This window comes from Francisella philomiragia, from assembly GCF_018135955.1.
GTDB classification, from domain to species: domain Bacteria; phylum Pseudomonadota; class Gammaproteobacteria; order Francisellales; family Francisellaceae; genus Francisella; species Francisella philomiragia.
Genome location: NZ_CP063138.1, coordinates 1691715 through 1710823 on the forward strand (window position 1 = coordinate 1691715; position 19109 = coordinate 1710823).

A 19109-nucleotide genomic window follows, 5' to 3' on the forward strand; every position below is an offset into this window, starting at 1 on the left:
ATGGACTTAGGATTAATTTGGTTATTTATAATTGCTTTTGCTCTACTACTGTATATTGTATTAGATGGATTTGCTCTAGGCATGGGGTCACTATTTCCATTTTTTGATGATCATCAAAAAGATATCGCAGTGAGTATATTACTACCGACTTGGGATGGTAACCAAACATGGCTAGTTTTTGCTTTAGCGTGCTTTTATGGGATGTTTCCTATCGCATTTGCTTACATATTCCCTAAGATTTACTTATCTGCGATACTTTTGGTAGTTATGATACTCTTCAGAGGTATTTGCTTTGAGTTTAGACTAAAATCTCATAAAGGTATCAAAAACTGGGATAAGCTTTTCTTTATATCTTCATTGACGGCTACTTTTCTGCAAGGCTACATAGTTGGAGAATTGATAGTAGGTTTCCCGCATAGTACTTTTTATGGTGCTGGCTTTTCTATACTTACTGGTATTGCTTTGGTATTTGGTTATAGTTTACTTGGTGCAACTCGCCTTATACTTAAGACTGAAGGAGAGCTTTTTGATAAAGCTAAAAGACTAGCTAAATCATGTAGTATAGTACTTGCGATATTAATGTTAATTATTGGAGCAATTACTCCTATATATACCAAACTACCTTTAGATAGCTTCTATAAAATGACTGTTCTTGGTGCACTTTTTGTACTTACCATTATAAGTTTCTTAGTTCTTATCAAAGTGATAGATGCTAAAAATCATGCTTTACCATACTGGTCGGCTGTAGCAATATTTGTCTTTACATATACAAGTATGTTGGCGCTAATATTTCCATATATTATCCCTTATCACATTACATACACTCAAGCACAAGCTAGTGATACCACACTACTATTTACGCTAATTCCAGCTGTAATTATGATCCCATTACTGTTGCTATACACCAGCTATGCTTATTATATCTTCAGAGGAAAGACCAAAGAAAAACTAAGTTACTAGGAGAACTAATTTGAAAAGCTATAAAAATCTAGATATTTATCTCGCATATTTTGGCTTAATACCTTTTGTTTTCTTCTCACTCTGTCTAATACTTGGTTATAACGACTTTTTAATATTTGGCAATATAATTAAAGCTATCTCACTATATGGAGTGGTTATTGCATCATTTATAGCTGGAACCCATTGGGGCAGACAAATTAATTTAGAACCCAGCTCTACAAAAATATTTATACAGCTTACTAGCAATTTAAATGCAATAATTATTTGGTTTGGATATCTAAACTTAGATCCCAAAAATTTTATATTATTACTTATAGCAGAATTTCTAGTATTACTTAAAGTCGATTACTACTTCTTAAAATTAAATCTTATTAGTACAAAATATTTCAAATATATAAGACTACCAATAACACTATGTGTTGTCGTTTCACTAACAATTTCTTGGATTCTTATATGAAGGTAGCAATAATCGGTGCTGGTCTTGCTGGATTGACCGCTGCAAATATTCTAAAAGATTCGGTAGAAATAACTATTTTTGAGAAATCTCGTGGAGTTAGTGGCAGAATGTCAACAAGATATGCTGACCCTTACTATTTTGATCATGGAGCTCAATATTTTACTGCTAAATCCTTTGAATTTAAAGAGTTCCTTAAGCCAATGATAGATCAAGGTATAATAAAAAATTGGCAAGCTAATTTTGTTGAAATCAAAAACTCTGAAATAATAAATCAAAAATCTTGGGATAATGAATATAAACATTATGTTGGCTCTCCTAGAATGAATGCTGTAGCGCAATACTTAGCTCAAGGTCTAGATATCTCTCTAAACACAAGGGTTGGCTCAATCACTAAAGAAGACAGACTCTGGATTGTTAAAGATGATAACAACCAATTTCTAGGATGCTTTGACTGGATTATCTTTGCCATCCCATCAGACCAACTTAAAGATTTACTACCTCAAAATACTTCTTTCTATAACCATATTAGCTCAATAAAAATGGATAGCTGCTTTTCACTAATGCTTGGCTATGATAAAGAGATTAATCTGAATTTTGATGCTGCTCTAGTACATGACGAGATAATTAGTTGGATATCTCTCAACAGCTCAAAACCTGATCGCAATACTCCTAACTGCTTAGTTATACACTCTGCAAATAAATGGGCTAATCAATATATTGATTACGATCGAGAACAAATCCTAGAAACAATTTTTGATAGAGCCAAAGAAGTATTAACTGTAGATCTAAATAAGCCAGACTATAGAACACTGCATGCTTGGCGTTGTGCAAATATAGGTAAACAAAATACATCTGGTTACTTTATTGATACAAACCAAAATATATCTGCATGTGGTGACTGGTGTATAAAGGGGCGTGTTGAATCAGCATTTACTAGTGCCTATATGCTGGCAAATCAAATCAAACAAATCTCTAGTACCGATTCCAATATAAATTCATATTAATATCGCAAGGTAGTTTATGCCTAATTTAAGTTTCCAATGTGTAGATAATCTAGGCTATTAGCAAATATTGAAAGCTATAAAATAGATGTGGAATACAAAGCGAGAATGTATGAGTTTGTGTTGGGATTGGTATAAATCCTATCCAAAAGAATATTTTATCTTACTATTATATATTTAGCTGCTTCTTCAGGAGTTATTGTTCCGGCTTTAAGAAGATTCTCAATACTTTGCTCCATAGTAGCCATACCTTTTGCTGTTCCAGTTTGTAGTGCTGTGTAGATTTGAGAAAGCTTATTTTCTTTTATCATATTTCTGATACCTGTATTAGATATAAGAACTTCATATGCAGCAACACGACCTCCACCTTTTCGCTTAAGTAGACGCTGAGATATAACTATTTGCAATGATTCTGCTAACATATTACGGACTAATTCCTGCTCAGCTGGTGGAAATACCGATATTACCCTATCCACTGTTTTGATTGCTGACATTGTATGTAATGTTCCTAGTACCAAGTGACCAGTTTCAGCTGCCTCAAGAGCCAAACGTATAGTTTCTAAATCACGCATCTCCCCAACAAGGATACAATCGGGATCTTCCCTTAGTGCTGATTTCAAAGCGGCATTAAAGCTTCTAGTATCTCTTTTGACTTCACGTTGATTAACTAGAGCTCTTTGACTTGTATGCACAAATTCAACAGGATCTTCAATAGTCAAAATATGAGAGTCTTCTTTTTGATTTATCTCATTAACCAATGCAGCCAAGGTACTACTTTTACCCGAACCTGTAGGTCCTGTAACAAGAATTAATCCTCCTTGCTTAGCTTGTACGTCTTTAAGTATACGCGGTGCCCCAAACTGATCTAGAGTAGGGATCGTATTTTCTAAACGACGAAATACCGCACCATAGCCACGATTATGAAAAAAAGCATTAACCCTGAATCTTGCATCATTATCTTTATCATCGATCGAAAAATCACATTCATAAGTTTCTATAAGCTCATCTTTTTGATCATCTGTCATAATCTCCAAGAGCATTTGTGAAATCATCTTATCATTTAATACAGGAGATGTTTCGATATCAATCAAGTCGCCATCGATTCTATACTTGGCTTTACACCCAGATGATAGATGCAAATCTGATGCTTTTTTTTGCACACAAAGAGTTAGTAGTTTTCTTATCATATAATAAAAATAAAATTAATAGTGATAATGAAACTTTATCACTATTAAAGAATAAAAAAAATAGAGAACTAAATAATTTTCAGAGATTAATTATTTGAATAGTTTTTTAAAGAAATTAGCCATCTTTGAAAATGGGCAAGAAGACTCTGAAGAATCTCCAGAACAAGTATTAGTATCAGTATTTACTGAACTAGATTTTTTTTTTTGTTTCATGATATCTTTAAGAACTGTTTGTAAAATACCACCATTCTTCAAGTAATCAACATCAACATCTGCATCTAGACGAGCCAATGCTTCAAATGTTGTAGTATGTGCTGTTTTTGGATGCACTGCTTCTACAATTACTCTTTGGCGAGGCTTGATATTGTTTAAATTCTTGATATTAAACATTTCTGAACCATCTAAACCAAGAGTTTTAGCATTTTGACCATCGACGTACTCGAGAGGTAATACACCCATACCTACAAGGTTAGATCTATGAATTCTTTCATAGCTCTCAGCTATAACAGCCTTAACACCTAACAAGAATGTACCTTTAGCAGCCCAGTCACGTGATGAGCCAGTACCATACTCTTTACCAGCCAAAATTACTAAAGGAATATCTTTTTCCTTATATTTCATAGCAGCGTCAAATACATACTGTTGAGAGCCATCAAGATGATACTTAGTATATCCACCTTCTACGCCATCAAGAAGTAAATTACGAATACGAATATTTGCAAAAGTACCTCTCATCATAACTTCATGATTTCCACGACGTGAACCATAAGAGTTAAAGTCTTTTTTCTCAACACCATGAGATTTTAGATATTGTCCAGCAGGATACTCTTCTGGAATTGCACCAGCAGGCGAAATATGGTCTGTAGTTACAGAATCACCTAACATAAGTAGAGTTCTAGCCCCTTTGATATCTAAATCATCATTACCCTCTGCAAACTTCTCAAAGAAGTTTGGACATTGGATATAAGTCGAAGAACTATCGAACTCATAAAGCTTACCTTCAGGAGCATCAAGTTTTTGCCAATCAGCTGTTCCATCAAGTACTGTAGCATAAGCTTTTTCAAACATTGCAGAGTTGATTACATCAGATTGAATCGCAGCGATCTCTTCTGTACTTGGCCAAATATCTGCTAAGTAAACATTATTACCTTCAATATCTGTTCCAATAGCATCTTCAACTGGATCAAAGTCAACTGTACCAGCTAAAGCGTAAGCAACAACATGAATAGGAGAAGCTAGATAGTTAGCTTTAACATGTGGATTAATACGACCTTCAAAGTTACGGTTACCAGAACTTACAGAAGCTACAACTAAATCCGCTTCATTAATCGCATCTACTACAGGCTCATCTAGAGGACCTGAGTTACCAATACAAGTAGTACAACCGTAACCAACAAGGTTAAAGCCCAAGTTCTCAAGCTCTGGCAATAAATTAGCTTTTTCAAGGTATTGAGTAACAACTTGAGAGCCTGGTGCTAAAGATGTCTTAACAAATGGCTTTACTTTAAGACCTTTTTCATTTGCTTTCTTAGCCAACAACCCTGCACCGATTAATAATGAAGGGTTAGAAGTGTTAGTACACGATGTAATTGCAGCAATAGCTAGCGAACCATGAGTAATTCTTTCACCGATGCCTTTAACTTCTGCTGATTTATGAAGCTCTTCTTCAGTCAAACCATAGCCATGCAAACCTTGCTCGTGAACTAAGGCTTCTTCAAATGATTTTTTCATATCATGGAAAGCTACTCTATCTTGCGGACGCTTAGGACCAGCAAGGTTAGATTCAACTTCTGATAAATTAATTTCTACAATACTAGAGTATTCAGGTTCTTCTGCTGGATTTTCTCTAAATAACAATTGCTCTTTATACATATCACGCGCAGCATCAACAAGTTCGCTACGGTTTGTATTGTTAAAGAAGTCTAATGTAACTTCATCAACAGGGAAGAAACCAATAGTAGCACCATACTCTGGAGCCATGTTTGCGATAGTCGCTCTATCTGGTAGAGATAAACTCTCTAAGCCTTCACCATAGTACTCAACGAATTTACCAACAACACCGTGCTTTCTAAGTACTTCAGTAATCTCAAGTACTAAATCTGTTGCTGTAACACCAGTTTTTAGTTTACCAGTAAGCTTAACACCTACCACATCTGGTAAAACCATGTAATATGGTTGGCCAAGCATAACAGCTTCAGCTTCAATACCGCCTACACCCCAACCTACTACACCAACACCGTTGATCATAGTAGTATGTGAATCTGTACCCACTAATGTATCTGGGTAAATAACATCTTCACCATCAATATTTTTTACTAATGCGCCCTTTGCAAGATACTCAAGGTTTACTTGGTGAATAATACCCATTCCTGGTGGTACAACTATGAAATCATCAAATGCTTTCTGAGCCCACTTAAGTAAACTATATCTTTCACCATTTCTTTCAAATTCTTTAGCAACGTTTTGTGCTAAAGCTGTTTTTGTTCCATAGTAATCAACTTGTACAGAGTGGTCAATTACCATAGCTGTATCTACAAGAGGATTAATCTTGTCAGCATCGCCACCAGCATCTTTGATAGCTTTTCTCATCGCTGCCAAATCAACTACAGCTGGCACACCTGTGAAGTCTTGCATCACTACTCTAGCTGGCATATGTGGAATTTCAGGTCTTGAGCTAGCTTTAGCATCCCAATCTAAAACCTTATGCATATCATCTTCTTTTACTTTATATCCATCTATATTTCTTAGTTGGTTTTCAAGTAATACTCTGATAGAGTAAGGAAGACGAGTTACATCTTTACCAAGCTCTTGAGAAAGTTTCTTTAAGCTATACAGAGAGTATTTCTTTCCTTTTTCCTCTATCTGTAGCTTAGTGATATTTTTAATATCAGACATGCTTTAACCTCCGTAGATACTAATTAATTTTTGCATAACACGCGTATATTTTAACCTGTTAATGAGTATTTGTATATAAAATATAATCTTTCAGCTATTTTGCATCACTTTAATAATGAAATATCAAGCCTACCTTTTTTGAAAGGTGGGCACCACAAATAGCTTGTCTCAATAATCTTAGAAAATTTAAAGACTCCGTCAACAATACCATCACTACCACCGAGCATATTACCCATCTGTAAATTAAATGATCTAAATGATAATGCAAACGCAGAGAACATAAACCCTCCATTTAGATTATCATCTGACCAAGGCATTGATCTTCTTAGCAACTCTGCTTCTGGATCAAAGTTTTCTTTGGCAGATCTCTTAACATGAGCGAAGTCTTTCAAATCCTTAAATTGATGAGAATCATCCAAAGACCTACCTATACACTCTTCTTTAGCTGATTGACTTGCATTATTTAACCAATCAAAGTCATGTAACCATTGTTGAAGAACCCAAAAACTCGACCCCTCTAACTTACCTTCTGGTATTACTGATGCTGGAACAACCTCTTCACCCTTAGGATTCTCAATACCATCTTCAAATCCTGATAAATCATACTTGCCATGATAGGTATAACTAGACACTATTTTTTCTATAGTAAAGAAATCTTGCAATGCTTTTCTGATGTTTAGTGCATTATGAAATAGCTCTCCTCGATCATCTCCTCTTAGCCAAAGTACCAAGTCATAACCATCATTATCTGGCATTCTTTCATTATTAAATTTAGCTCTTTTGAAATTATCATCACTAGGAAGATCAAACATTTGCAAAAGATCTTTACCAAATCCAGCAACTACACTCTTACCATCGACAAACTTTTGTAATACCTTTAATCCAAACTTAACATCATTCTCTTTATTGATACTAAACATCATATATAAAGCAGATGATGGTAAGCCTTCAACAATTCCCAATTGATATTTAATTATTTCCATCTAACTTTCCCTTATAAAATTCTCTTTAATAGCTATAATATAAACAACTACTATAAAACTCCACAAACTAATGTTAAAAAAACAACTATCTTATTTCATAATTATAGGTATATTAGCATCAATAACTAACTTTGTTATTGTATGGTTGCTTGTTGAACTTGATATTTTTAAGCCTATGGTCGCAAATTTTTTTGCGTTTCTTATTGCTTTTAATGTCAGCTATTTTGGACATAGATTTTTGACATTCTCCACAACAACTCAATCACATAAAAAGGCTGCCACACAATTTTTCATTAATGTCATGATAGGTTTAGCTCTCAATGAAGGCATATATTATGTGTTGCTTCATCTTCTACATATACAATATTTACTTGCACTATTTATAACGATGGGATTAGTCGCAGTATATACTTTTGTCGTTAGTAAATTTCTCATCTTTAAGGCATAAGATGTTTAATATAAACAAGCAAATAGGAATATATATACACTTTCCTTGGTGTGTACGTAAATGCCCTTACTGTGATTTTAACTCCCATGCAATCAAAGATGATACATATCTCTCACAGGATTATTACAAAAAACTAATTGCCGACTTTGATACTCATCTAACTGATCTACAAGATAGAGAAGTTATAAGTATTTTCATAGGAGGTGGGACACCTTCACTTTTCAAAGCGGATTATCTTGGTAGAGTTTTACAACACATAAAAGATAATTCAAAGCTTAATCCCAATTGCGAAATAACTCTTGAAATGAATCCTGGTACTGTCGAACGTGGATCTATTTCAGACTATGCAAATATTGGTATAAACCGTATCTCAGTTGGTGTACAAAGCTTTCAAAATGAAAAGCTACAGTTATTAGGTAGAATTCATAATTGTGACAATGTTTACACAACGATCGAAGAGATTAAGAATTCAAGAATCTCAAATTTCAATATTGATATAATGCACGGGCTTCCCAATCAAAGCTTTGAGGATGGTATTTTTGACATTTCTCAAGCCATAGCAATGCAACCGACACATATATCTTGGTATCAGCTAACCATAGAACCAAACACACTTTTTGCAGCAAAACCTCCAAAGTTACCAGATGAAGAAACTTTAGAGCAAATTGAAATCACTGGTAAAAAATTACTCCAACAAGCTGGATACTATCAATATGAGATCTCAGCTTATGCAAAAGATAATTTAAGATCTATTCATAACTCAAACTATTGGAACTTCGGTGACTACATTGGTATTGGTGCTGGAGCTCATAGCAAGATTACAAATCTTCAAACCAAAGAGATTAAAAGAACTTGGAAACACAAACATCCCAAAATATATTCACAGGCAGATAACTTTATAAAAGATTCAAATATTGTCAGTCAGGATGATTTAGTCTATGAGTTTATGCTCAACACCCTTCGCTTACGAGATGGTTTCAGCTTTGATCTATTTGAAAGGCAAACTTTTTTATCCAAAGATACTATACAAAACAATTTACAGGTAGCAATAGACAGAGGTCTACTCAAAGTGAATAAAGATAACGTCAAGCCTACAGATAAGGGCTACTTATTCTTAAATGACTGTATAAATACATTTATTTAATCATCATATTCAATTTGAGATATCTTACCACTAATAGCATCAACATATACTTTAACTTCTTTATTAGAACTATCTACACATTCAACCTCATAAACATCACTTTTGTCTTCAACGCTTGTAATAGTTTTACATCTATCATTAGGTATTGCTGCTATAGCTTTGCTCATATTAATTTCTTTTGAGCCATTTTTGGGCAAAGGAACTTTACCTGTATTCGGATCTATATACAAATACTCTTCTTTGCCAGCATCATTGATGACTTTTGCTTTATATACTCCATCATCAAACTCAATTTTATTGATGCTAGGGTATCCTTGAGAGTATATATTTGCAACAACCTTACCAATGGGAACTGCTGTTGATGATGGTATATCATCTGCGTAAATAACTGACGTAGATATTACGATTAATAAAATCATCTTAGCTATTAGAACTTTTCTCATTTTTTGACCTATTTTTTTTAGAGATGGTTTTAAATTACCACTATGAACTTATAATATCAATGATATGAGCACCAACTATTATTGGCCCAAAACAGTGCTCACATAATTTTTAGCATGTTTTCGAAGAAACTCTATTAACTTCGTTCTATTTCCAACATGTTTTGATAGTATTATTACTTGTTTATCATGAAATGTTTCTGTTGTAATTCCATCTATAGCAACAATAGGCGAATTTGATATCTGTGCATAATTATCCAACAAAACACCAGCCCCTAAACCTTTTTCAATCAAAGATACTTTATGCAGATCATCCTCAACAAGATACTTTATCTTTCTAATACGTTTACTTAAATCTTTACCATTTACTGTAATGTTTAAACTAAAAGATGACTGATCTCTCCGCATAATAAAAGGAAGCTCAAAAACTCTCAAGGGGTTTGTGCTTAAATCATACTTATCTAATAGCTCCTGATTAACATAAATCTTAGATGGTAAATTTACCGAATCTATAGTTGCACAAATCATCCAGTGGTCTTGATCTATTTTCTCAAGATCTTTAGATGCTATAAGAGCTATATCATAATTATTTAGTTGATAAATATAGCTATTAGCTTGATACAATAAATAACTATCAAAAGTGAAAGTATAATCATCCTTAGTATCTATATCATGGATATTTGGCGAAATATAATTGACAAATGTTCTAGTACCAAAAATACGTATATACTTCAGCTTATCAACACCCTTATATTTACTAGAAAGAATACTATTTTCTAAATCTATGTACAGCCTATGACACGATGCATAGTATTTTTTACCATATTTTGTTATTTCGACTTTATTGCTACCTGATTGGATTAATTTGACGCCTAGATAGCTTTCCAATAATTCGAGCTTATTCCTAATAGTATTAACTTCAACTGAATAGTAACTCTTAACTGCTGCATAAGACCCCAACTCAACTAAAGATATAAAATATCTTGTACCTTCTATTATATTTTTATCTACAACTTCTTTAGGATTTTTACTCATTGATAATTCAATTAGTTAGATATTTTTAATACACTACTGTTATGTTATCAACAAAAAAAAATATTTAATAGACAATCTTAATGAGATATTACTTAAACAATTAATAATACAAAAGCCAAATCTTATCTCAAGAAAACTATATCTTCAAAACAGTTTTTATATAACTGTCTACTTGTTTTCGGAGAAACTTAATAAGTTTTGTTTTACCAGAAACATATTTTGAGACTATTACCGCAACTTTCTGATGGAAAGTTTCACTTATAATATTATCTAAGGCGATTATGTTTGATTTAGAAATTTGCGAATAATTATCTAATAAAACACCTGCACCGAGCCCATTTTCAATAAGCATAACCTTATAATTATCATCCTCGACAAGATATTTTATATTCTCAATTGTCTTACTTATATCCTTACCTTTAATCCTAACATTAAGACTAAATGCTGTATGATCTTTACGTAAAATAAAAGGTAAATGGAAAACATTTTCTGGATTATTGATTAAATCATATTGATTTATCAATTCTTGATTTACATAAATCTTTGATGGTAAATTAACTGAATCGATGGTTGAACAAACTATCCAATTATCCTGATCTATTTTTTCTAGATCTTTAGCTGCTATAAGAGCAACATCATAATTACACAACTGATATAAATAGCTTATTGTTTGATTAAGTAAATAGGTATCAGATGTAAATGTGTATTCACCTTTATCATCTATTTGATGAATTTTAGGCAAAATATACTCTACAAAAGCTCTTGTCCCAAAGAGACGAATATATTTTAGTTTATCTATACCCTTATATTTACTAGATAATATAGTATTTTGTAGGTCTGTATATAACTTATTACACGATAAATAATATTTTTTACCATCATCTGTTATATCTATTTTATTACGACTTGGCGTTGTTAGTTTAACTCCTAAATAACTTTCCAGAAGCTCTAATTTATTTCGAACTGTACTAATTTCGACCGAGTAATAATTTTTTACTGCTGTGTATGACCCCAAATCAACTAAAGATATGAAGTATCTTGTCCCTTCTATTACATTCTTATCAACAACTTTTTCAAAGGTTTGACTCATATACAAAAAATTAAAAAACAATATGTATTTTTTATATTATCAGAAAATTGTATTTTAAAGAATTCTAGATTTTGGTGCACCGAGCGAGATTTGAACTCGCACGTCCTACGGACACCACCCCCTCAAGATGGCGTGTCTACCAATTCCACCACCGGTGCTAAATAGAGTACTTTATTTCTTCGTACTAGTAGAACTTTGATCTATCTCTTTTTGATATTGATCATATTGGCTAGCTATAGAGTTATCTGTACTAACTGAACTTACACTAGCGGTTGTATTTTGACTTTTACCTAAATATCCTAAAGTAAGACAACATACAAAAAACACTGCAGTAAAGAACACTGTCATTTTAAACAAGAACGAAGCCACTCCCTTACTACCAAAAACAGTATTAGAAGCACCCGCACCAAAAGAGACACCCATATTAGCGCCTTTACCTTGTTGTAGCAACACTAGAGCTACAATAGCGATAGCTGCAATAATATCTATAGTTAAAATTATTCCGTACATATTTTATTTGCTTGATTTATTATTTCGTTAAACTCAGAAGCTTTCAAAGATGCTCCACCAATCAAGCCACCATCAACATCTGGTAAACTTAATATATCTTTAGCATTTTCAGCTTTTAGGCTACCACCATACACTATTTTCATATTTTTAGCAAGATTTTCATCTACTTTAGCTACAAGCGAACGAATAAATTGATGTGTTTCTTGTACTTGCTCTAATGATGCTACAACTCCTGTACCTATAGCCCAAACAGGTTCGTAAGCTATTACAACCCTAGCAAGTTGCTCAATAGACAAATTTTCCAATATTAAACTTAATTGTGTTGTTAGTACTTTTTCTAACCTTCCACCTTGTCTGTCTTCTAAAGACTCTCCTATACATACAACTGGCACAACAGATGTATCTATAATTTTATTAAGCTTTTTGAAAACATCTTGATTAGTCTCACCAAATAAAGATCTTCTTTCAGAATGTCCTATAAGTAGATAATTACAACCAACATCATGTAACATCTCTGCAGATAACTCTCCAGTATATGCACCATTATCATAAAAAGTAATATTCTGCAGACCTACACCAATTTCCTTAGGAAGCTGTGCAAGTACCTCTTTAACATATACACTTGAAGGGAAAACAGCCACAGCAACTTTCTCACTATTGTAATTGACTTCAGAAATACCCTTGCAAAGCTCTTTTATGCTTGCAGAGCTGCCATTCATTTTCCAATTTCCCATTATTAATTTTTGCATATCTACACCAATTTTTGTTTTACTTTCTCAACCAAATACTCTGCTTCTTTTGTAGCTAAATCTTTAGTATCTGCTTCGACCATAACTCTCAGAACTGGCTCAGTTCCTGAGGGTCTCAACAGTACACGCCCTCGACTACCTAATCGCTCTTCCGCTTTAGCAACATCACCAGCTAGCTTAGCTAAATGATCAGATGTTACTTTAAAATTAAGTGGAACATTGATCATAGTCTGTTGCATTAATTCACCAGGTAATTTAAAAGCTGATACAGGTTTATCACTTTGCGAGAAAATCGCTAACAACTGAATAGCTGTCGACAAACCATCACCTGTAGTTCCAAAATTTAAATTAATGACATGCCCTGATGACTCTCCACCTATTTTATAACCATGCTTAACCAAATCTTCTAAAACATATCTATCACCAACTTTAGAACGAATAAATGGTATATTATTTGACTTATAATGATTTTCATAACTCATATTTGTCATCTGTGTACCTACAATACCAGTAGTACCACCACAAATATTACTATATTGAGCAATAATATTTAATATTCCATCGCCATCAATTTCTTGAGCATTCTCATCAACTATAATAATTCTATCTGCATCTCCATCTAGAGAAATCCCCAGATCAGCATTATGCTCTATAACTGCTTTTTTGATATTTGAGGTGCAAGTCGCCCCACAATCAACATTTATATTTAAACCATCTGGATTAGAAGCCACAGAAATATAATCGATACAGAATCTATCAAGCAATGCTTCAAAATGATTCGAGGCAGCACCATTAGCACAGTCTATGACAACTTTACCTTTATAATTGACCAAAGATCCAAATCTATCAAATAAGTTATCAATATACTCATCTATAAAATTTTCAGCAACCTTATAATTACCGAACTTGCACTCTGTCTGATAAATAAAATCCGAATCAATTTTAGCTTCCACTTCTTCTTCTAAAGCATCATCTAATTTAAACCCACTTGACGAAAAAAGCTTAACACCATTATCAGTAAACTTATTATGTGATGCTGTAATTACGAATCCAGCTGCTGCTTTGTATTTGACTGTCATAAAAGCTACAATAGGTGTCGGGACTACACCTAAATCAATCACATCAATACCTGCAGCATTTAATCCAGATACCAAAGCAAATTTTAGGAATTTTCCCGAACTACGCGTATCTTGTCCAATGATAACAAATCCAGGATAACCATTATCATTTATTAACGTGCCAACTGCATTACCAAGCTTTTGCATAAATTCTGCTTTTATTACAGATTTACCTACTTCACCACGAATACCATCTGTACCAAAATACTTAGCCATATTTATCCTTTAGTATTTCACCAATGTCGAGACATTATATCCTTCAAGAACTTTTCTACCATTTAGATCACCAAGCTCTATTACAAATATAAGACCTGCAACACTTGCTTGAGTTTTTTCGATAAGTTGTACTGTTGCTTTTGCTGTACCACCAGTTGCTAATAAATCATCAACAACTAGAACTTTATCTGTAGGCTTAAAAGCATCTTTATGAATCTCTAAACTATCACTGCCATACTCTAACTGATAGCTCACTTTATAAGTTTCTCTAGGAAGTTTGCCTGGCTTTCTAACAGGCACAAATCCTAAACCTAAGACTTCTGCAAGTGCTACTCCAAAGATAAATCCTCTACTTTCAGTACCAGCAATAACTGTTGGCTTTATACCCTTCGATTTCAACTCTTCAGCCATAGCTTTTGCAGTCATTTTCAACCCTTGAGGGTCTGCTAATAATGGAGTGATATCTCTAAACACTATACCTGGTTTTGGAAAGTCAGGTACAGCCACAATTCTGTCTTTTATAAAATCTAAATTCATCGAAATAAACCTTTAGAATAAAGTGAAAGAAAAATAATTATACTTGTAGAAGGATTCTATTTGGATCTTCTAACAATTCTTTAATCATCTTCAAGAATCTTACTGATGTACCACCATCGATAATTCTATGATCATAAGATAATGCCAAATACATTATTGGACGGATTTTGATCTCGCCGTTTACTACTACAGGTCTTTCAACAATATTGTGCATACCCAAGATCGCACTTTGTGGTGAATTAATAATCGGTGTGGATAGCATAGACCCATAAGTACCACCATTAGTAATTGTAAACGTACCACCTTGCATATCTTCTAGACTTAATTTACCATCGCGACCTTTGATTGCTTTATCAAGCACATCTGCTTCAAGCTCTGCCAAAGATTTACCATCTGTATCTCTTAAAACAGGTACCACTAAGCCTCTATCTGTACCAACAGCTATACCAATATCAAAGTAGTTATGATAAACAATCTCATCACCATCAATAGAAGCATTAACATCTGGGAACTTTTTAAGTGCTTCAGTTGCTGCTTTAATAAAGAAAGACATAAAACCAAGCTTTGTATCATGCTCTTTAAGGAATATATCTTTATATTTATTTCTAAGCGCCATAACTGCACTCATATCAACCTCGTTAAACGTCGTCAAGATAGCATTAGTATGCTGAACCTCAACTAATCTATTTGCAATAGTCTGACGTAAACGAGTCATCTTAACTCTTTTTTCGTATCTTGGACCTTGGTTAGCGACTATAGCAGGCTGTTGTGGCTTGCTACTAGATACCGCCTTTTTAACATCTTCAGAAGTTATACGTCCTTTCTTACCAGTACCTTCAATACTTGCAGCAGAATCTAATCCACTTGCATTAAAAGCTTTACGTGCAGAAGGAACTAGATGAGGATCATTGCCTTTATCTTCAGTCTGTATTTTTGCATCTGACTTAGGTGCTGCAGATGCCACAGCACCCTCTATAACTTTTGCTATTAACTCTGATGAAAGAACTGTTTCACCTGCAGGCTTTAATATTTTTGATAAAACACCGTTGGATGTTGCAGGGACTTCCATAACAACCTTATCTGTTTCAATCTCAGCTAAGACATCGCCCTCTGCTACAACATCGCCTTCCTGCTTATGCCACTCAGAAATCGTACCATCTGCAACAGACTCAGGGAAAACAGGTGCTTTAACATCTATTTCTTTACCCAAAGCTTGTGAAGAAGCTTCTACAACGACCTCTTGTTTTGGCTCAGAAGTTGAAGCATTAGTATCAATATTTGCTAAAAATTCTTCAGATAGAACTATATCACCTTCTTGCTTTTTAATTCCTTTAAGAACACCACTTGCAGTAGCTGGAACTTCCATAACTACTTTATCAGTTTCTATTTCAGCGATTATATCACCTTCTTCAACAAAATCGCCTTCACTTTTATTCCACTGAGCTAGAGTGCCATCTGCAACAGACTCTGGAAACATAGGTACTTTTAATTCAACCATTTCTTACTCCTAGTAATAACTTAAATTTTATATTTCTAAAGCTCTATTAATAATTTCTTCTTGCTGTTTAACATATAGTGCATGATACCCTACTGCAGGAGTTGATGATCTCTCTCTTGCAACACACAGCAACTCTTGGTTTTTTAATACTAGTTTTTCTATGAAGTGTCTAATATTATACCAAGCTCCCTTATTTTGAGGCTCTTCTTGTAGCCATACTACCTTATCGGCATGCTTATACTTAGCAAAAATATCTGCAAGTTCCTCTTGCGGGAACGGATACAACTCTTCAAGTCTAACTACAGCGATATCCTCATGAGTATCTTGCTTTTTAGCAATTAGATCATAATAAACCTTACCATTACAAAGTATAAGTTTTTTGACTTTCTCTTTATTAGCACTTGCATCATCTATAATAGATTCAAACTTACCTTTAGAGAGCTCTTCTAGTGTAGACACAGCCATAGGGTTTCTTAATAAACTCTTAGGTGTCATTACGATCAATGGCTTTCTAAGCGGTCTAATAACTTGACGTCTTAGCAAGTGATAGATTTGTGCTGGAGTAGTAGGTGTACAAACTTGCATATTTTTATTTGCACATGATTGTAAGAATCTCTCTAAGCGTGCTGAAGAATGCTCAGCACCAGCGCCTTCTTGACCATGAGGCAAAAATAGTGTCAACCCTGACAAAATACCCCACTTTTCTTCAGCAGCTACCAAAAACTGATCAATAACTACTTGAGCTGTATTTACAAAGTCACCAAATTGAGCTTCCCAAATTACTAGAGAATCTGGACTATAACAACTATAACCATATTCGAATCCTAAAACACCATATTCAGATAACGTAGAATCGATCACATCAAATCGAGCTTTTTCATTAATATGCTGAAGTGGTACATACTCTTTTAACTGCGAACTAGTATCCATATTTTTAACAACAGCATGACGATGAGAGAATGTTCCTCTACCACTATCTTCTCCAGATAGCCTTACCGAATAACCTTCATCAAGCAATGTTGCATAAGCAAGAGATTCCGCAAATCCCCAATTTAATGGAAGCTCTCCATTCGCCATCTTGACTCTATCTGTTATCGCTTTTTTGACCTGCATCTGAGCACTAACCTCTTCCGGTACTTCACTCATTTTCAAAGCCAAATCTTTGAGTTTATTTTCAGGTATTGCATGATAAGTATATTTAGTCTCTTGCTTACCAATATAAGGCAACCAGTCACAAACATTAAGTTTGTCTTTTACAGCCTTTCTATCAAGAATATCTATAGTGACTTGACCATTATCTAGTTTACTACGATAATTAGCATTTAATTGTGCAACAAGGTTACTATCGACGACACCTTCTCTAATAAGTTTTTCACTATATAGTTTTAGTGTTGAAGGAAGCTTTTTAATCACTTCATACATCTGTGGTTGAGTTCCAGATGGTTCATCAGTTTCATTATGTCCATTTCTACGATAACAAACCAAATCAATAACTACATCCTTGTTAAACTTCATGCGGTATTCAAGGGCTATATCAGCAACCTTAAGTACAGCTTCAGGATCATCACAATTTACATGAAAGATTGGTGCATCTACCATTTTTGCAATATCAGTTGAGTAGTTGCTACTTCTATTGACTCCAAATGTACTGCTAGTAGTAAAACCAACTTGGTTATTTACCACAAGATGAACTGTTCCTCCTGTTCCATAAGCTTCTGTAAGTGAAAAGCCAAAAGTTTCCATTACGATACCTTGTCCACAAAAAGCTGAGTCACCATGTATCAATATAGGTAGTACTTTATTATAAACATTACCATCTAATTTATCTTGTATAGCTTTAGCTGCACCTTCGACAACTGGATCTACTGTTTCGAGATGCGATGGGTTAAACGCTAGTGCGATTTTTGCTTCTTTACCATCAATACATCTATAATTTGAATATCCCATATGGTATTTGACGTCGCCAGACAAGCTCTTTTCGCTTCTCTTACCTTCAAATTCTTCAAATAGATCCTTAGGATTTTTACCCATAACGTTCACAAGAACATTTAAGCGACCTCTATGAGCCATACCTAATTGAATAAATCTTGTTGAATGTCTAGATACTGCTTTTTCTATAACGTGTTGAAGAGAAGGAATTAAAGATTCACCACCTTCAAGACCAAACCTCTTCTGGCCCACATATCTCAAAGCTAAATACTTTTCTAACCCCTCAGCCGCAACCAACTGCTGTAAAATCCATTTCTTATCTGACTGCTGTGTGGATAGATTTTTTTCTATCTTATCTTGAAGCCATAACTTCTCTTCTTTATTACCAATGTACCTATACTCATAACCTACACTAGATTCATAAATTGCTTTAGCTTTATCTATTATTTCTTTCAGAGTAATAGCTTTATTATCAGTAAATTCTCCAAGATTAACTTTCTCAGACAAATCTTTTTCTGATAGGCCATGTGCAGACAATTCTAGATCAGAGTCTCTTTGATACTTCATCAGCCCTAATGGATCAATATTTGCTGATTTATACCCATGAGATCGATAAGCTTTTACTAGAGCCTTTGCCTTCAAGCTCACATCACCTTCACTACTGATAACTGTTGTAGCAGCAGATCTATTTTTAGCCAAAAATTTGAACTCATCAACCAAGTCGCGATGCACAGTATCTGTTGAGCTAGCTATAGAATCAAAAAAGGACAACCATTTTGGATCAATATCCTCATAGTTGCCCATAATATAATCATCATATATTGATTCAAGATATTCTAAATTACCTCCGAAGAGCTGGGTTGTTTCCAACCACTGACTAAAATCCGGTTGTTTTTTTTTCATATAAATACC

General features: G+C 34.0%; 17 protein-coding genes and 1 tRNA gene. 5 read left to right on the top strand and 13 right to left on the bottom strand.

The genetic code is table 11. The annotated features are described in order from the left end of the window. Genes IMS64_RS08255 through IMS64_RS08265 form a run of 3 tightly spaced genes read left to right on the top strand, consistent with a single transcriptional unit; the run spans position 1 to position 2421 of the window. Complete coding sequence (locus IMS64_RS08255) at positions 1-960, top strand: cytochrome d ubiquinol oxidase subunit II (RefSeq protein WP_004287013.1); 960 nt, start codon at positions 1-3, stop codon at positions 958-960. Positions 961-970: 10 nt separating this feature from the next. Beyond that, the gene (locus tag IMS64_RS08260; protein WP_004287012.1) at positions 971-1417 is read left to right on the top strand and encodes a DUF3429 domain-containing protein; all 447 of its coding nucleotides are present in this window, start codon (positions 971-973) and stop codon (positions 1415-1417) included. After that, complete coding sequence (locus tag IMS64_RS08265; RefSeq protein WP_211490405.1) at positions 1414-2421, top strand: NAD(P)/FAD-dependent oxidoreductase; 1008 nt, start codon at positions 1414-1416, stop codon at positions 2419-2421. The genes IMS64_RS08260 and IMS64_RS08265 overlap by 4 nt, the downstream gene beginning before the upstream one ends. A gap of 155 nt (positions 2422-2576) precedes the next feature. Here the strand turns inward: IMS64_RS08265 and IMS64_RS08270 are convergent, their stop codons facing one another. From IMS64_RS08270 to IMS64_RS08280, 3 genes are all read right to left on the bottom strand, one after another. After that, on the bottom strand, positions 2577-3605 hold the full coding sequence (locus IMS64_RS08270) for a type IV pilus twitching motility protein PilT (RefSeq protein ID WP_004287009.1): 1029 nt from the start codon (positions 3603-3605) through the stop codon (positions 2577-2579). A 90-nt stretch (positions 3606-3695) separates the two neighbouring features. Next, positions 3696-6500 (bottom strand): aconitate hydratase AcnA, encoded by a 2805-nt coding sequence (gene acnA / locus IMS64_RS08275; RefSeq protein ID WP_211490406.1) that lies wholly within the window; start codon positions 6498-6500, stop codon positions 3696-3698. A 104-nt stretch (positions 6501-6604) separates the two neighbouring features. Beyond that, a complete protein-coding gene (locus IMS64_RS08280) occupies positions 6605-7483 on the bottom strand; it encodes a Dyp-type peroxidase (protein WP_211490407.1) in 879 nt (292 codons plus the stop codon). 70 nt (positions 7484-7553) lie between these two features. Between IMS64_RS08280 and IMS64_RS08285 the strand changes: the two genes are divergently transcribed. Beyond that, on the top strand, positions 7554-7931 hold the full coding sequence (locus tag IMS64_RS08285; protein ID WP_004287006.1) for a GtrA family protein: 378 nt from the start codon (positions 7554-7556) through the stop codon (positions 7929-7931). Between the two features lies 1 nt (position 7932). Continuing rightward, complete coding sequence (gene hemW / locus IMS64_RS08290; protein ID WP_211490408.1) at positions 7933-9075, top strand: radical SAM family heme chaperone HemW; 1143 nt, start codon at positions 7933-7935, stop codon at positions 9073-9075. Here the strand turns inward: hemW and IMS64_RS08295 are convergent. The 10 genes from IMS64_RS08295 to IMS64_RS08340 all read right to left on the bottom strand — a co-directional run bounded on the left by IMS64_RS08295 (position 9072) and on the right by IMS64_RS08340 (position 19100). Then, positions 9072-9518 carry a PepSY domain-containing protein gene (locus IMS64_RS08295; protein ID WP_211490409.1) on the bottom strand — a complete coding sequence of 149 codons (447 nt, stop codon included), beginning with the start codon at positions 9516-9518 and terminating at the stop codon, positions 9072-9074. The genes hemW and IMS64_RS08295 overlap by 4 nt on opposite strands. A gap of 78 nt (positions 9519-9596) precedes the next feature. Next, entirely contained in the window at positions 9597-10550 is a 954-nt protein-coding gene (locus IMS64_RS08300; protein WP_211490410.1) for a LysR family transcriptional regulator domain-containing protein, read from the bottom strand. Positions 10551-10686: 136 nt separating this feature from the next. Beyond that, the gene (locus IMS64_RS08305) at positions 10687-11640 is read right to left on the bottom strand and encodes a LysR family transcriptional regulator (RefSeq protein WP_211490411.1); all 954 of its coding nucleotides are present in this window, start codon (positions 11638-11640) and stop codon (positions 10687-10689) included. Positions 11641-11712: 72 nt separating this feature from the next. After that, positions 11713-11798: transfer RNA gene (locus IMS64_RS08310), tRNA-Leu, on the bottom strand. A gap of 13 nt (positions 11799-11811) precedes the next feature. Then, positions 11812-12150: a preprotein translocase subunit SecG gene (gene secG, locus IMS64_RS08315; protein WP_211490412.1), complete on the bottom strand. Its 339-nt coding sequence runs from the start codon at positions 12148-12150 to the stop codon at positions 11812-11814. Further along, positions 12138-12899: a triose-phosphate isomerase gene (gene tpiA, locus IMS64_RS08320; RefSeq protein ID WP_200148108.1), complete on the bottom strand. Its 762-nt coding sequence runs from the start codon at positions 12897-12899 to the stop codon at positions 12138-12140. Before tpiA ends, secG begins: the two co-directional genes overlap by 13 nt. A gap of 2 nt (positions 12900-12901) precedes the next feature. Further along, positions 12902-14233 carry a phosphoglucosamine mutase gene (gene glmM, locus IMS64_RS08325; RefSeq protein ID WP_211490413.1) on the bottom strand — a complete coding sequence of 444 codons (1332 nt, stop codon included), beginning with the start codon at positions 14231-14233 and terminating at the stop codon, positions 12902-12904. A gap of 9 nt (positions 14234-14242) precedes the next feature. Continuing rightward, the gene (locus IMS64_RS08330; RefSeq protein WP_042516983.1) at positions 14243-14770 is read right to left on the bottom strand and encodes an adenine phosphoribosyltransferase; all 528 of its coding nucleotides are present in this window, start codon (positions 14768-14770) and stop codon (positions 14243-14245) included. A gap of 37 nt (positions 14771-14807) precedes the next feature. Continuing rightward, a complete protein-coding gene (odhB, locus tag IMS64_RS08335; protein ID WP_211490414.1) occupies positions 14808-16268 on the bottom strand; it encodes a 2-oxoglutarate dehydrogenase complex dihydrolipoyllysine-residue succinyltransferase in 1461 nt (486 codons plus the stop codon). A 27-nt stretch (positions 16269-16295) separates the two neighbouring features. Beyond that, entirely contained in the window at positions 16296-19100 is a 2805-nt protein-coding gene (locus IMS64_RS08340) for a 2-oxoglutarate dehydrogenase E1 component (RefSeq protein WP_211490415.1), read from the bottom strand. Positions 19101-19109 lie beyond the last annotated feature (9 nt).

What these genes read in the sequence shown, in the direction of transcription:
- IMS64_RS08255 (WP_004287013.1), top strand. Translation starts at nt 1, where the DNA reads ATGGACTTAGGATTAATTTGGTTATTTATAATTGCTTTTGCTCTACTA.
- IMS64_RS08265 (WP_211490405.1), top strand. Translation starts at nt 1,414, where the DNA reads ATGAAGGTAGCAATAATCGGTGCTGGTCTTGCTGGATTGACCGCTGCA.
- IMS64_RS08270 (WP_004287009.1), bottom strand. Translation starts at nt 3,605, where the DNA reads ATGATAAGAAAACTACTAACTCTTTGTGTGCAAAAAAAAGCATCAGAT.
- acnA (WP_211490406.1), bottom strand. Translation starts at nt 6,500, where the DNA reads ATGTCTGATATTAAAAATATCACTAAGCTACAGATAGAGGAAAAAGGA.
- IMS64_RS08280 (WP_211490407.1), bottom strand. Translation starts at nt 7,483, where the DNA reads ATGGAAATAATTAAATATCAATTGGGAATTGTTGAAGGCTTACCATCA.
- IMS64_RS08285 (WP_004287006.1), top strand. Translation starts at nt 7,554, where the DNA reads ATGTTAAAAAAACAACTATCTTATTTCATAATTATAGGTATATTAGCA.
- hemW (WP_211490408.1), top strand. Translation starts at nt 7,933, where the DNA reads ATGTTTAATATAAACAAGCAAATAGGAATATATATACACTTTCCTTGG.
- IMS64_RS08295 (WP_211490409.1), bottom strand. Translation starts at nt 9,518, where the DNA reads ATGAGAAAAGTTCTAATAGCTAAGATGATTTTATTAATCGTAATATCT.
- IMS64_RS08300 (WP_211490410.1), bottom strand. Translation starts at nt 10,550, where the DNA reads ATGAGTAAAAATCCTAAAGAAGTTGTAGATAAAAATATAATAGAAGGT.
- IMS64_RS08305 (WP_211490411.1), bottom strand. Translation starts at nt 11,640, where the DNA reads ATGAGTCAAACCTTTGAAAAAGTTGTTGATAAGAATGTAATAGAAGGG.
- secG (WP_211490412.1), bottom strand. Translation starts at nt 12,150, where the DNA reads ATGTACGGAATAATTTTAACTATAGATATTATTGCAGCTATCGCTATT.
- tpiA (WP_200148108.1), bottom strand. Translation starts at nt 12,899, where the DNA reads ATGCAAAAATTAATAATGGGAAATTGGAAAATGAATGGCAGCTCTGCA.
- glmM (WP_211490413.1), bottom strand. Translation starts at nt 14,233, where the DNA reads ATGGCTAAGTATTTTGGTACAGATGGTATTCGTGGTGAAGTAGGTAAA.
- IMS64_RS08330 (WP_042516983.1), bottom strand. Translation starts at nt 14,770, where the DNA reads ATGAATTTAGATTTTATAAAAGACAGAATTGTGGCTGTACCTGACTTT.
- odhB (WP_211490414.1), bottom strand. Translation starts at nt 16,268, where the DNA reads ATGGTTGAATTAAAAGTACCTATGTTTCCAGAGTCTGTTGCAGATGGC.
- IMS64_RS08340 (WP_211490415.1), bottom strand. Translation starts at nt 19,100, where the DNA reads ATGAAAAAAAAACAACCGGATTTTAGTCAGTGGTTGGAAACAACCCAG.